This window comes from Sulfitobacter aquimarinus (assembly GCF_040149565.1).
In the GTDB taxonomy this organism is placed as follows: domain Bacteria; phylum Pseudomonadota; class Alphaproteobacteria; order Rhodobacterales; family Rhodobacteraceae; genus Sulfitobacter; species Sulfitobacter aquimarinus.
On record NZ_JBEFLO010000004.1, the window covers coordinates 238,558 to 252,177 of the forward strand.

The following is a 13,620-nucleotide window of genomic DNA, read 5'->3' on the forward strand; positions in this document are numbered from 1 at the left end:
CGATGCGCCTGTTGCTGATCCTGATACTGGCCCTGATGCCCCTGCGGGCGCTGGCCCAGGAAACCCAAGCCGCCTTGCTGGTGGCCGACCAGCTTTATATCACCCGTGACCGCGAACTTGTCGCCTCTGGCAATGTGGAGGCGTTCCAGAACGGCATCCGCCTGCGCGCACAGGCGATCCGCTATAACCAGTCTTCGGGCGCGCTGTCGATCGAGGGACCGATTACGCTGAATGACGGGGAAGATACCGTTATTCTGGCCGATGCGGCGCAGCTGGATGCGGGGCTGCGCAACGGCATCCTGAAAGGTGCGCGGCTGGTGCTGAACCAACAGTTGCAATTGGCCGCTGTGCAGATCAACCGCGTCGACGGGCGCTATAACCAGCTTTACAAAACCGCCGTCACCTCGTGCCGCATCTGCGAAGATGGCCGCCCGCCCCTGTGGCAGATCCGCGCCAAACGCGTGATCCACGACGAGGTCGAACAACAACTCTATTTCGACGAAGCACAATTCCGCATCGGCAACTTGCCCGTTTTCTGGCTGCCCCGCCTGCGCCTGCCCGGCCCTACGGTTGAACGCGCCACAGGTTTTCTGGTGCCGTCCATCCGCTCTACCTCCAGCTTGGGCGTCGGGCTGAAGATGCCCTATTTTATCAAGCTCAGCGACAAGCGCGATCTGACGGTCACGCCCTATCTCTCTAGCAGCACCAGAACGCTCGAGCTGCGCTACCGTCAGGCATACCGCAACGGGCGCATCCAGTTTGACGCGGCTGTGACCCGCGATGAGCTGCTGCCCGACGATCTGCGCGGTTATGTCTTCGGGCGCGGCCTGTTTGCGCTGCCGCGTGACTTTACGCTGAACTTCGCGATCGAGGCCGTCACCGACGACGGCTATCTTGATACGTACGGCTATTCCGATTCCGACCGTTTGAAATCCGAACTGACTGTCAGCCGAGCGCGGCGGGATGAATTCATCCGCCTGAGTGCGGTGAACTTCAAATCCCTGCGCGATGACGAAGACAATGATACAATCCCGACATTCGTGCTGGATGGTGAATACGAGCGGCGGTTCTTCCCGCGCTTTGGCGGCGGTGAAATCCGCACACGCTTGTTCGCGCATACCCACAGCCGCATTTCCGATCTGGACGTTGACGGCACAGATGACGACGACATCGTCGACGGCCGCGATGTGTCGCGGCTGAATGCGCAGATCGACTGGCTGCACAGCTATACACTGCGCAGCGGCCTGCGCATCGATACCACCGCAGGCGCGGCTTTCAACACCTTCCACATCTCCCAAGACAGCACCACCACTGCTGACCCCTCCGAGCTGACCCCACATGCCATGGTGACCCTGCGCTATCCGCTGGCCAAAACCAACGCCCGCGGCACCGCCCACGTGATCGAGCCTGTGGCCCAGATCAGCTGGACCGGCGGCGACCGTCTGGACATCCCTAACGAGGAAAGCACACAGGTCGAATTTGATCAGGGCAACCTGCTGAGCCTGTCGCGCTTCCCCCGCGCCGATCGCCGCGAGCGTGGCGTGATGGCGGCTTTTGGCGTTGGCTGGTCGCGCTTTGGCGCCGATGGCTGGGACGCGCACCTGAGCGTGGGACAGGTCTTTCGGCAGGATAATGACACCGATTTCACCACCACCTCGGGTCTGAACGGGCTGTCGTCGGATTTGTTGGTGGCGGGGCAGATCGCCTCCAACACAGGGATCATGCTGACGGGCCGCAGCCTGTTCGAGGACAACCTCAGCCTGTCAAAAGCCGAGTTGCGCGGTGATTTTGCTTTCCGGCGCGGCCGCGTGGGCGGCTCGTATGTCTGGCTGCAAGAAGACGCAGGCGAGGACCGTGACAATGACGTATCGGAATTCGCGCTGGACGGCAGCTACGAGATCAACCAGTTCTGGACGGCATCCGCCAACTGGCGCTATGACGTCGCCTCGGACCGTGCGGCAACGGCGGGCCTTGGCCTGCGGTATGAAAACGAATGCGTGACCCTCGATCTGAAGGTCAAGCGCCGCTATACCTCCTCAACAAGTGTTGAGCCTTCGACCGATTTCGGTTTTAACATCGGCTTGCGGGGTTTCTCCGCTGATACCGGCACAGAAAGATATGTTCGCTCATGTTCAAACTAAAGCCTCTTGTCCTTGCTCTTGGTCTGGCCACCGCTTTGTCGGGGCCTGTGATCGCGCAAAACCTGTTTGCCCCTGTCGCGACTGTAAATGACAGCGTTGTCAGTGAATTCGAACTGCAACAGCGCGTGCGGTTTCTTAAAATCCTCAACGCACGCGGCGGCACCCGCAAGGCGGCGCTGGAAAGCCTGATCAACGAACGCCTGCGCGGCGAAGCCATCCGCGACGCGGGCCTGACCCTGACCGAGGAAGGCATAAACGAAGGGCTGGAAGAATTTGCAGGCCGCGCCAACCTCAGCCGCGCCGAGTTTACCAAAGCTTTGGGCCGCGCAGGTGTCGAGCCCGAGACATTCCGCGACTTTGTCATCAACGGCATCGCGTGGCGTGACCTAATCCGCGCCCGCTACGGCTCTCGCGTGAGCATCTCTGAAGCCGAGATCGACCGCGCCCTTGCATCGCAAAGCGCAGGCGGTTCCAACATCCGCGTGCTGGTCTCCGAAATCATCATCCCCGCACCACCGCCCCGCGCCGCGCAGGTCGCCGCCATCGCCGAGCAAATCGCCGACAGCAAAACAACGGCTGAATTTTCGGGCTATGCACGCAAATACTCCGCCACTGCCACGCGCCCCAATGGCGGGCGCCTGCCGTGGCAAGCGCTCAGCGATCTGCCGCCCGCGCTGCAACCGCTGATCCTGTCGCTGGCCCCTGGTGAGGTGTCCGAACCGCTCAGCATTCCCAACGCCGTCGCCCTGTTCCAACTGCGCGACATCGAGGAAACTGGCCGCCCCGCAAAGACATATTCCGCCATCGAATACGCCGCCTACTACATGGCTGGCGGCCGCTCGGAAGAAACGTTGCAACAGGCCGCGAACCTGCGCGCCGAGGTGGACGTCTGCGACGATCTGTATACGTTCGCCAAAGGCCAACCCGACAGCGTGCTGGACCGCGAGACACTGCCCCCCGCCAAAATCCCACGCGACATCGCGTTCGAGCTGAGCAAGCTGGACGAGGGCGAAGTGTCCACCGCGCTCACCCGTTCGAACGGTCAAGCGCTGGTGTTCTTGATGCTTTGTGGCCGCACCGCCGAACAGAACGCCGAGGTCAGCCGCGAGGCGGTCGCCGCCTCGATCCGCCAGCGCCGCCTGTCTGGCTTCGCCGATAGCCTGCTGTCAGAGCTGCGCTCTGAGGCGCGTATCGTCTTGAAATGAAACCCGTCGCACTGACCTGCGGAGAGCCCGCAGGCATCGGGCCAGAAATCGCCGTGAAAGCATGGGATGCGCTCAAAGAGCGGGTCCCGATGCTGTGGATCGGCGACCCGCGCCACCTGCCGAACGGCACGCCCTATCAGGTCATTGAGGACGCGGGCCAAGCCGCGGCCCTCTCGCCCAGCGTATTGCCCGTCCTGCCCCATACCTTTGGCGGCAGTGCTGAGCGCGGCAGCGCAGACCCCGCCAATGCCCAAGGCGTGATCGACGTGATCGCCCGCGCTGTTGATCTGGCGACCACAGGGGCCGCCAGTGCGGTCTGCACGGCCCCTATCCATAAAAAGGCGCTTAAGGATGGCGCTGGGTTCGCCTATCCTGGTCATACGGAATACCTCGCAGCTTTGGGCGGTGGGTGCGATGTGGTGATGATGCTTGCCTCCGAGCAGTTGCGCGTGGTGCCTGCCACAATCCACATCCCGCTGGCAGAGGTGCCAAACGCGCTCACGCCCGCGCTGCTGCGCCGCACGATCCAGATCACGCACAAAGGGTTGCAGACCCAATTCGGCATCCCGAGCCCGCGCATCGCCGTCAGCGGCCTGAACCCGCACGCAGGCGAAGGCGGCGCCATGGGTCGGCAGGAGCTCGACTGGATCGCGGCGCTCATCACCGACATGCAGGCCGAAGGCTACGCCCTGCGTGGCCCGCTGCCCGCTGATACGATGTTCCACGCGGGTGCGCGCACCACCTATGACGCAGCCATCGCCATGTATCACGATCAGGCGCTCATCCCGATCAAAACGCTCGATTTCGACCGCGGCGTGAACGTGACGCTGGGCCTGCCTTTTATCCGCACATCCCCCGACCACGGCACTGCCTTCGACATCGCAGGCAAAGGCATCGCCCTCCCCACCAGCATGATCGAGGCAATCGCAATGGCGCACCGCATGGCAACCACAGCATGAGCACAATCGACACCCTTCCCTCGCTGCGGCAAGTGATCACCGATCACGACCTACAGGCCCGCAAATCGCTAGGCCAGAACTTCTTGCTGGACCTAAACCTCACCGCAAAAATCGCCCGTCAAGCGGGTGATCTGACCGAATGCGATGTGCTCGAAATCGGCCCCGGACCCGGCGGCCTCACCCGTGGATTATTGTCCGAAGGCGCACGCCGCGTGCTTGCCATCGAAAAAGACACCCGCTGCCTGCCCGCCCTTGACCAGATTGCCCAAGCCTACCCCGAGCGGCTGCAAGTCATCTCGGGCGACGCGCTCGAAATCAATCCGCTCGAACACCTGACGCCGCCCATCCGCGTCGCTGCAAACCTGCCCTACAACATCGGCACCGAGCTGTTGGTCCGCTGGCTCACCCCGCCCGACTGGCCGCCCTTCTGGCAAAGCCTCACGCTGATGTTCCAACGCGAAGTCGCACAGCGCATCGTCGCCACACCGGGCTCCAAAGCCTACGGCCGCCTTGCCCTGCTGGCCCAATGGCGCGCAGACGCGAAAATCGTGATCAACCTCCCGCCCGAGGCGTTCACCCCGCCGCCCAAAGTCTCCAGCGCCGTGGTCCACCTCACTGCCCTGCCCGAACCACGCTTTCCCGCTGATGCTGCTATCCTGTCGCGCACCGTCGCCGCCGCCTTCAACCAGCGCCGCAAAATGCTCCGCGCAGCGCTCAAGGGCACCGCCCCAGACATCGAAGACCGCCTCATTGCCGCGGGCATAAAACCCACCGACCGCGCCGAGCAAATCCCGCTTGAGGCCTTCTGCGCCCTCGCCCGCGAGATCGCAAAAACCTGAACTCTATTTTTTCTGGCCTCAAATCCTACGGAGGAATTTTTGCCAAAGGCAAAAAGGGGGCTGGCTCCCAATGCCGACATATCCCCCGCACATCCTCCATAAAAAAAGCCCCGCAACCGCAGGGCTCTTTTCCAATCACTGTCTCGCGTTACTCAGCCGCTTCGGGCTGGTCACCGCCACCCTCGGTCTGTGGCGTGTCACCACTCTCTTTGGGCTTGGGCTTGCGGCGCGGGGCGCGGCGCGTCTTTGGCTTGCTCTCGGGGGTCTCGACCAGATTGCTGGTGTCCTCGGTTGCTGCCGGTGCGGGTTGCTCTTCACTTTCGGGCTGCGGTGCGGGGGCTGGCGCGGGCTGGGCCGCCTCGCGTTCCTGCCGCTCGGCGCGTTCGCGGTCACGCTCGGCCTGGCGCTCGCGGTTCTGGCGCTCTTGCTCTTCGCGCTTGGCGTCTTGCTCTTTCTGGGCTTCCGAAAGCATCCGCAGGTAATGCTCGGCGTGCTGCTGAAAGTTCTCCATCGCCACGCGGTCGTTGCTCAGCTGTGCATCACGCGCCAACTGGTTGTATTTTTCGATCACCTGACTGGGGGTGCCGCGCACTTTGCCTTCGGGGCCAGAGCTGTCGAAGACGCGGTTGACGACGTTGCCACCCTGATTGCCACCGCCTCGGTTGCGGTTTTTGTTATTACGCGAGCGCGATCTTTGAGGTTTCATAGATGAGGTCAGCCTTTGGTGCTGTTGTCATGTGGACCGCCGCGCATATCGCGCTTCTGTGGGGTCAAGGTGATGTTGGGCATAAGCCGCGCGGGAAGGCCATGGCCTTCATCGCTGCAACCCCTACTGCTTACCCTTGTCTTGGCCTCTGGGGCAAGAGTGAATGCGCCAAAACCCGCTAAATTCCGGCTCAGGCAGGGTTTTGCGCGCAAATAATCCGGTCGCGCCCGTCCAGATCGGGTAGAATCGCCACATCTGCCCAACCAGCCGCGTCAAAGATCGCACGTACCTGCGGCCCCTGCTTCCAGCCGATCTCGGCCAACACGCGGCCCTGCGCGCTGAGATACTGGTGCGCTCGGGCGGCCAGCAGGCGGTACACGCTCAACCCGTCGGCCCCGTCGGTCAGCGCCATGCGCGGCTCGTGCAGGGCCAGCTCGGGGGCGATATCGCCCATCTCGGCATCCGTCAGATAGGGTGGATTGCTGACGATCAGGTCAAAGCGACCATCGACCGCCTCGAACCAGTCTGACTGCATGATCTGCGCCCGCTCGGCGACGCCGTGCAGCACGGCATTGGCGCTGGCTTGCAAACACGCGCCCTCGGACAGATCCACGCCCAGACCCGTGGCAGCGCCGCATTCGGCCAGCAACGTCACAAGGATGCACCCTGATCCCGTCCCAAGGTCCAGCACGCGGCTGAACGGCTCCGACAAGGCCGCTTCGATCAGGCTTTCGGTTTCGGGGCGCGGGTCCAGCACCTCGCGGCTTATGCGGAAGCCGCGGCCATAGAATTCACGCTGGCCGACAAGATGGCTCACGGGGACACGCACGGCCCGTAGCGAGATAAGATGCTCGTACCGTTCGGATATTTCGGGGGCGATTTCTTCGGGGGCAATCAGGGTGATGCGGGCCGCATCGACACTGGCCGCATGGGCCAGCAGCACCCGCGCATCGCGCGCAGGGTCAGGCACCCCCGCCGCCCGCAGTTTGGCCGTGGCGGCGGCCATAGCCACCGCCGCCGTTGTCATTGACCCATCTCCGCCAGCATCCGTGCCTGCGCATCCGCCGTCAGCGCATCCACAATCTCGTCCAGATCGCCCTGCATCACCGCATCCAGCTTATACAGCGTCAGGTTGATACGGTGGTCCGTCATCCGCCCTTGGGGGAAGTTATAGGTCCTGATCCGCTCGGACCGGTCGCCGCTGCCGACCTGAGAGGCGCGGCTGTCCGAGCGTTCATCGTCGATCCGCTGACGCTCTGCATCATAGAGCCGCGTTTTAAGCACCTGCATCGCGATCTCGCGGTTGCGGTGTTGGGATTTCTCGGAGCTGGTCACCACGATGCCCGTCGGCAGGTGCGTGATGCGCACGGCGGAATCGGTGGTATTGACGTGCTGCCCGCCCGCGCCAGAGCTGCGGTAGGTATCGATGCGAATGTCATTCGGTGCGATCTGGATGTCGACATCTTCGGCCTCGGGCAGCACAGCAACAGTCGCGGCAGAGGTATGCACACGGCCCTGGCTTTCGGTGCTGGGCACACGCTGTACACGGTGAACGCCGCTTTCGTATTTCAGGCGGGCAAAGACGTTTTCACCAGTGATGTGCGCCACAACTTCCTTGATGCCGCCCAACTCGGTCGTCTGCTCTTCGATGATGGCCAGCTTCCAGCCGCGGGCCTCGGCATAGCGGTGGTACATGCGCAGCAGATCGGCGGCAAAAAGCGCGGCCTCGTCCCCGCCTGTACCGGGGCGTATCTCCAACATGGCGGGGCGTGCGTCGGCCTCGTCCTTGGGCAGCAGCGCCAGTTGCAGGCTTGCTTCGGCGGCGGGTAGATCGCTTTCGATCCGGGAAACCTCGTCACGTGCAAGGGCCGCCATATCGGCGTCCTCCAACATCTCGCGCGCACCTTCCAGATCGTCCAGCATGCTGCGGTAGCGGGCGATTTCCTCGACCACGGGGCGCAGATCGCTGTATTCTTTCGCCAGCTTCGATATATCACCGCCACCCGTCGACATGGCCGCTTCGAGGTATTCGAAACGGGCGGTGATCTGGGCAAGGCGGTCCATTGGTATCATGGAGGTGAAGTGGCCTATCAAACCTCTTTGGTCAAGAGGCGCTTTGTGCTATGGTGGGCAGATGAAAAAACTGTTTCTCATCGCGGCGCTTTTGCCCGTTGGTGCGGGCGCGGATGTGACCAGCCCCAGCGGCAAGACGGTTGAATGTTATTGCACCGATACACGCGGCAGCCGGATCGAGCTGGGCGAGAGTATTTGCCTTCAGGTTGACGGGCGTATGTTCACGGCGCAATGCCAGATGTCGCTGAACGTGCCCATGTGGCGCGAAACGCAGGAAGGCTGCCTCAGCTCGCGGGCCGATCTACCCTTTAGCCCGCTTGGCCTGAACCCGCTCCAACAGCCCGTCCAGACGTTTGCCATTGACGCCCATATCTGATTTGCCAAAGCGCAGGCGACCATAAAGCTTGATCTGCCCGTCCTCGGCTTCGATCGTGGTGAAATCGGGATAACCCATCAATTTCGAACGGGTGATATAGGTCAGCCGCCCCTCGCCCACACTGCCCGCAATCAGTTCGGTGCGCGGCACGCCCAGCATGGCCTGATGCAGGTCCGACAACAGGCCCGCGCCGTCAGGCACCACCCGTGCAGACCACCCCTCACCGTCCGTTGTTTCGGCATTGCCGACAGGTTTATGCCAGCGCGCAACGTCCGTCGGCGCCAGACGGATATACGCCAGCAACGCCACAACAGCCAAAACCACAATCATCCAAAACATACCGCGAACCCCTAACTGCATTTACCGCTATCTGTAGGCCACACCGGGTAAGACACACAACAGCTCGTACAGCAAATTCGCGCCCGTCAGAGCGGTGTTCCCCGACGTATCATAGGGCGGCGATACCTCAACCAAATCACAGCCCACGATGTTCAGCCCCTTGAGCCCGCGGATAAGTTGCAGTGCCTGCGGCGTGGTCAGCCCGCCAATTTCGGGCGTGCCAGTGCCCGGCGCATAGGCGGGATCAAGACTGTCGATGTCATAGGTCACATAGGTGGGCGTGTCGCCGATATCGCGCCTGATCTCGCCTGCAAGCTGGCTCAGGTCGCGGCCCCACAGCTCTTCTGCGGGCCATTGCTGGAATCCCCAACCGACGGCTTCGGAGAAATCTGTAGCGGCGTAGCCCGATCCGCGTATCCCGATCTGATAGGTCTTTTCGGGGCGGATCAGCCCCTCCTCATAGGCGCGGCGAAAGACGGTGCCGTGAGTTTCCTTTTCGCCGAACATCTCGTCGTTGACGTCAGCGTGAGCATCTACGTGCACCAGCGCCACAGGCCCGTGGCGTTTGGCCATTGCCCGCAGAATGGGCAACGTGATCGAATGATCCCCGCCCATCGCTACAGGCATTGCATCCGACATTAATATCTGGTCGTAACTATCTTTGATAATTGATAAACTATTGCTGAGGCTGAACGTGTTGATCGCCAGATCACCGACGTCAGCCACCTGCAGACTGTCAAAGGGGGCCGCCCCCGTGGCAAGGTTATAGGGCCGCAACATCGCGCTTTCCGCGCGGATTTGTTTGGGGCCGAACCGCGTGCCTGCCCGCCACGAGGTCCCGATGTCCATAGGAATGCCCAGCACGGCCACATCCAGCCCTTTGAGGTCATTGACCGCAGGCAGGCGCATAAACGTGTTGGGGCCGGAAAACCGCGCCAGCTCATTGCCGCCGATCGGTTGGTTCTTGGTACTCATTTCTCTGCCTTCATCCTCGCGCCCAAAAGGCAGCATATTTCCGTTGCCACATGTGCGCCCGCGATGGCGGTGGCGCCTGTGGTATCGAACGGCGGAGACACCTCGACAATGTCACCGCCGCGTATGTTGATGCCCGCCAGATCCCGCAGCATGGCCGCCGCCTGCCAACTTGCCAGCCCGCCCCAGACAGGCGTGCCGGTGCCGGGCGCAAAGGCGGGATCCAGCGCATCTATGTCAAATGTGAGGTATGTAGGATTCGTCCCTAATACTTTCTTAATTTTGGCGACCGCTGCGGCGGTTCCTTTTTCATGCACCTCGCGGGCATCAATCGTGGTCACGCCCATCGTGTCATCATTGTGGGTGCGGATGCCTACCTGCACGGATGTCGCGGCATCGACGTAGCCCAGCTTGATCGCTTTATAGAACATGGTGCCGTGGTCGATCCGCTCCATATCGTCGTCGGGCCATGTATCGGAGTGCGCATCGAAATGCAGCAGGCTCAAGGGGCCGTATTTTTCGGCATAGGCCCGTAGGATCGGGAAGCTGATATAGTGATCGCCGCCCAAGGCCACCGATGCGGCCCCTGCGTCCAAGATACCTTTGATATGCCGCGAGAGCGTTGCGGGGAATTCCGACACCTGCGCATAGTCGAAGGCCAGATCGCCGTAATCGGCAATGGCAAACTCGGACATCACATCGAAATCCCAGCCATAGGGCGGATCATAGGGTTGCAACGCGCTTGCCTCGCGGATCGCACGTGGGCCCAGCCGCGTGCCTGTGCGGTTGGTCACGGCTTGGTCAAACGGCACGCCTGTGACGGCGATGTCCACACCCGTCAGATCCTTGGTATACTTACGCCGCAAGAACGAGGTCGCCCCGCCAAAGGCGTTCTCGAAACTGGGGCCTTTCAGATCATCGCGGGTAAATGCCTGATCTACTTGGGTCTTTGCATCCTCCAGCGCCATCTCAGTTGGCCGCCGGTTGCATTTGCTCAACGAGCTGCACAAAGAAGGACGCGCCGATGGGGGCGATTTCGTCGTTAAAGTTGAACTTGGGGTGGTGCAGCCCTGCGCCCTCGCCCGCGCTCAGGAACAGATAGGCGCCGGGGCGTTCCTCCAGCATATAGGCGAAATCTTCGGAGCCTGCGACTTTGGGAAAGTTGGCGTCAACCGCTGCATCACCCACCACGTTGCGGGCAACGGAGGCTGCGTATTCCGTCTGCTCGGGGGTGTTGACGGTGGCGGGATAGCCGACCTCGTAATCCAGCTCCGCCTCGACGCCGTAGGCCGCCGCCTGCCCTGCGACGATCTCTTTCAGGCGTTTATGGATCAGGCTTTGCGTGTCTTTGTCAAAGGTGCGCACGGTGCCGTTCACCATCGCCGTATCGGGAATGATGTTACTGGCGGACCCAGTGTGGATTTGCGTGACCGAGATCACCTTTTCCTGCGCCGAGTGTGTATTCCGGCTGATGATGGTCTGGATCGCCTGCACCATGCCACAGGCGGCAACGACAGGGTCTGCTGCCTCATGCGGCATGGCCCCGTGACCACCGCGCCCGTTAATGGTGATCGTAAACGTATCCACCGCCGCCATAATCGGCCCCGGCGTGGTGAAAAAACTGCCCGCTGGCGCGTCAGCGCCGGGGAAGTTGTGGATGCCGTAGACCTCGGCGATGTCGAACCGGTCCATCATGCCTTCGGCACACATCACCTGCGCGCCGCCGCCCTCTTCCTCCGCAGGTTGGAATATCAGCGCCACACGGCCCGCAAAATTGCGCGTCTCTGCCAAGTATTTCGCAGCCCCCAGCAGCATCGCCGTATGGCCGTCATGCCCACAAGCGTGCATCTTGCCCGGATGGGTCGAGGCATAGTCAACGCCCGTCTCCTCCTCAATCGGCAACGCATCGAAATCGGCACGCAGGCCCACAGTGCGCCCTTCGCCCGTGCCGTTGATGATGGCGACAATGCCGGTCTGCGCGATACCCTCGTGGATCTCGTCCACGCCGATCTCTTCCAGCCGTTCCTTGATAAAGGCCGCCGTCTTGGGGCAGTCAAACGACAGTTCGGGGATGGTGTGCAGGTGGCGGCGCCACTTGGTCATATCCTCGGCGAAATCAGCGATACGGTTGATCACAGGCATGGGTGGACTCCTTAGTCGGGTTGTCCTTATCTGACACCAGAGCGGAGGGAGCTTCAATGGCAGATGACCTGATACACGACCAAAACGCGGGGATTGAACGCTTGCTCGAGATCATGCGCCGTTTGCGTGACCCCGATACCGGCTGCCCGTGGGACATCGAACAGGATTTCGACACCATAGCCCCCTACACGATCGAGGAAGCCTACGAGGTTGCCGACGCGATTGAACGTGCCGACTGGCCCGAGTTGGAGGGCGAGCTGGGCGATCTACTGCTGCAATCCGTCTATCATACCGCCATTGGCGAGGAACGCGGGCTGTTCTCCTTCCAATCCGTTGTGCGCAACATCTCGGACAAGATGGTCGCCCGCCACCCCCATGTCTTCGGCAATGAGAGCCGTGATAAGTCCGCCGAACAACAAACCGCCGACTGGGAAGCGATAAAAGCAGCCGAGCGTGCAGGCAAAGAGCAGCGCGGCACGCTGGACGGGGTGGCAGTGGGGCTGCCCGCGCTGTTGCGGGCATACAAGCTGCAAAAACGCGCCGCCCGTGTGGGCTTTGACTGGCCCGACACCCGCGATGTCATCGCGAAAATCAGCGAGGAGGCGGCCGAGCTTGTCGAGGCGAGCGAGGAGCTTTCCCCCGCCGAGCAATTTGACGAATTCGGTGATCTGATGTTTGTCATGGCCAATCTGGGCCGCCATCTGGGGATTGAGCCCGAGGCCGCCCTACGGGCCGCCAACGCCAAATTCACCCGCCGTTTCGCAGGCGTCGAGGCAAAGCTGGCGCAGCGCGGCAAGACCCCCGACCAAAGCGATCTGGCAGAAATGGACGCCCTGTGGGACGCGGTCAAAGCCGATGAGAAAGCGGCGAAACGCCCCTAGCGCAGCATCAAGACCGCAGGCATGGCGGCAATCTTGTCCAGATCCTCGGCATAGCGGCCCTCTAAGATCCGCGTCTGGCGTTTGCTAAACTCCGACACGCCACGCGGTGTCTTGTCATCGCGGTGATCCGCGATGATCCTTTGCCAATCCGCACGGGCCAATGTCTCGCCACGGTGATAGCGTTCCTGAAGCTCGATCATCGCGGCATCGGTGGCTGAGTGGTTCATCCGCCGCGCAGGCTCGACCAATGGCGCGGCGGCCAGTTCCGGCACCAGCATCCCCATCATATCTACACTGCGCCCGCGCCGCGCATAGTCGATGACGACCAGTTCTTGCACCTTGAGGTGTTTAAAGATCAGCTGCACCAACTCGGGCCAGCCACGGTCCATATGCAGCATGTTATGCGTGCCCTCGGCAAAGGGCGGCGATTTGTTATCCTCTGCCCGCTTGCGCCAGGCAGAGACATAAAGCCCCACATAATCGCGCACCACCAGCACCGCCCGCAACACCGGCGCTCGCGCCGCTGCCGCCAGCGTTTGCAGCCGCACTTCGGCTGCGGGATAGAACTGCCCGTTGGGGAAATGGATCATGCGGCCGGGAATGTTCTCCTCGGACAGGATCATCGCGTGGCTGTCGGGGCTGGCATGGCGGGTCAGCTCATTCCGGGCCAGCGGCAGGAACTTGCTCTCCCACTGGCCCAGATTGCGCGGATCGGGCAGCTTGAGGCGCAGATCCCCTTGCGGGATGTCATCACGGCCCGGATAGGCGATGTCAAACCCCGCGCCGTTCAGCAGCGCGCGGTTCTCGGCCAGCATCATCTGGAACGACGATGTGCCCGTCCGGTGCGCGCCCAGATGCACATAAAGAGGTTTGCCCATACTCATGCCAAATCATTAAGCCGCGGCAAAGCCTTGCGCAAGCATGTGTAACCGCTGGACAAGCCAGATCGCAGTTGCGACTGTGCGGCGACATTTGAATCCGACAGGA

The 13,620-nt window shown here is 62.0% G+C and carries 14 protein-coding genes; 6 read left to right on the forward strand and 8 right to left on the reverse strand.

Annotated features, from left to right (window positions below; all coding sequences use genetic code 11):
- Positions 1 to 2 precede the first annotated feature (2 nt).
- Genes ABMC88_RS10550 through rsmA form a run of 4 tightly spaced genes read left to right on the forward strand, consistent with a single transcriptional unit; the run spans position 3 to position 5,144 of the window.
- Positions 3 to 2,141: an LPS-assembly protein LptD gene (locus ABMC88_RS10550; protein WP_349576844.1), complete on the forward strand. Its 2,139-nt coding sequence runs from the start codon at positions 3 to 5 to the stop codon at positions 2,139 to 2,141.
- Positions 2,129 to 3,346 carry a peptidylprolyl isomerase gene (locus tag ABMC88_RS10555; protein ID WP_349576845.1) on the forward strand — a complete coding sequence of 406 codons (1,218 nt, stop codon included), beginning with the start codon at positions 2,129 to 2,131 and terminating at the stop codon, positions 3,344 to 3,346. The genes ABMC88_RS10550 and ABMC88_RS10555 overlap by 13 nt, the downstream gene beginning before the upstream one ends.
- Entirely contained in the window at positions 3,343 to 4,305 is a 963-nt protein-coding gene (gene pdxA, locus ABMC88_RS10560; RefSeq protein ID WP_349576846.1) for a 4-hydroxythreonine-4-phosphate dehydrogenase PdxA, read from the forward strand. The genes ABMC88_RS10555 and pdxA overlap by 4 nt, the downstream gene beginning before the upstream one ends.
- Positions 4,302 to 5,144 (forward strand): 16S rRNA (adenine(1518)-N(6)/adenine(1519)-N(6))-dimethyltransferase RsmA, encoded by an 843-nt coding sequence (rsmA, locus tag ABMC88_RS10565; protein ID WP_349576847.1) that lies wholly within the window; start codon positions 4,302 to 4,304, stop codon positions 5,142 to 5,144. Before pdxA ends, rsmA begins: the two co-directional genes overlap by 4 nt.
- A 148-nt stretch (positions 5,145 to 5,292) precedes the next feature.
- Here rsmA and ABMC88_RS10570 read toward each other — a convergent pair whose 3' ends face one another.
- The 3 genes from ABMC88_RS10570 to prfA all read right to left on the reverse strand — a co-directional run bounded on the left by ABMC88_RS10570 (position 5,293) and on the right by prfA (position 7,923).
- Positions 5,293 to 5,850 carry a DUF4167 domain-containing protein gene (locus tag ABMC88_RS10570; protein WP_349576848.1) on the reverse strand — a complete coding sequence of 186 codons (558 nt, stop codon included), beginning with the start codon at positions 5,848 to 5,850 and terminating at the stop codon, positions 5,293 to 5,295.
- Between the two features lie 190 nt (positions 5,851 to 6,040).
- On the reverse strand, positions 6,041 to 6,877 hold the full coding sequence (prmC, locus tag ABMC88_RS10575) for a peptide chain release factor N(5)-glutamine methyltransferase (RefSeq protein ID WP_349576849.1): 837 nt from the start codon (positions 6,875 to 6,877) through the stop codon (positions 6,041 to 6,043).
- Positions 6,874 to 7,923 (reverse strand): peptide chain release factor 1, encoded by a 1,050-nt coding sequence (prfA, locus tag ABMC88_RS10580; protein ID WP_349576850.1) that lies wholly within the window; start codon positions 7,921 to 7,923, stop codon positions 6,874 to 6,876. Before prfA ends, prmC begins: the two co-directional genes overlap by 4 nt.
- A gap of 61 nt (positions 7,924 to 7,984) precedes the next feature.
- Between prfA and ABMC88_RS10585 the strand changes: the two genes are divergently transcribed.
- Positions 7,985 to 8,299 carry a hypothetical protein gene (locus ABMC88_RS10585; protein ID WP_349576851.1) on the forward strand — a complete coding sequence of 105 codons (315 nt, stop codon included), beginning with the start codon at positions 7,985 to 7,987 and terminating at the stop codon, positions 8,297 to 8,299.
- Here ABMC88_RS10585 and ABMC88_RS10590 read toward each other — a convergent pair.
- Genes ABMC88_RS10590 through ABMC88_RS10605 form a run of 4 tightly spaced genes read right to left on the reverse strand, consistent with a single transcriptional unit; the run spans position 8,225 to position 11,752 of the window.
- Positions 8,225 to 8,638, reverse strand: a complete 414-nt coding sequence (locus tag ABMC88_RS10590; protein WP_349576852.1) for a DUF1499 domain-containing protein — start codon at positions 8,636 to 8,638, stop codon at positions 8,225 to 8,227. The genes ABMC88_RS10585 and ABMC88_RS10590 overlap by 75 nt on opposite strands.
- Positions 8,639 to 8,665: 27 nt before the next feature.
- Entirely contained in the window at positions 8,666 to 9,613 is a 948-nt protein-coding gene (gene speB, locus ABMC88_RS10595) for an agmatinase (protein WP_349576854.1), read from the reverse strand.
- Positions 9,610 to 10,578, reverse strand: coding sequence for an agmatinase (gene speB / locus ABMC88_RS10600; RefSeq protein WP_349576855.1), 969 nt, complete (start codon positions 10,576 to 10,578; stop codon positions 9,610 to 9,612). Before speB (ABMC88_RS10600) ends, speB (ABMC88_RS10595) begins: the two co-directional genes overlap by 4 nt.
- A 1-nt stretch (position 10,579) precedes the next feature.
- The gene (locus ABMC88_RS10605; RefSeq protein ID WP_349576856.1) at positions 10,580 to 11,752 is read right to left on the reverse strand and encodes a M20 aminoacylase family protein; all 1,173 of its coding nucleotides are present in this window, start codon (positions 11,750 to 11,752) and stop codon (positions 10,580 to 10,582) included.
- A 56-nt stretch (positions 11,753 to 11,808) separates the two neighbouring features.
- Here ABMC88_RS10605 and mazG point away from each other — a divergent pair, with 56 nt between their 5' ends.
- Positions 11,809 to 12,633: a nucleoside triphosphate pyrophosphohydrolase gene (gene mazG, locus ABMC88_RS10610; RefSeq protein ID WP_349576857.1), complete on the forward strand. Its 825-nt coding sequence runs from the start codon at positions 11,809 to 11,811 to the stop codon at positions 12,631 to 12,633.
- Here mazG and ABMC88_RS10615 read toward each other — a convergent pair.
- Entirely contained in the window at positions 12,630 to 13,517 is an 888-nt protein-coding gene (locus ABMC88_RS10615) for a hypothetical protein (RefSeq protein WP_349576858.1), read from the reverse strand. The genes mazG and ABMC88_RS10615 overlap by 4 nt on opposite strands.
- Positions 13,518 to 13,620: the final 103 nt, after the last annotated feature.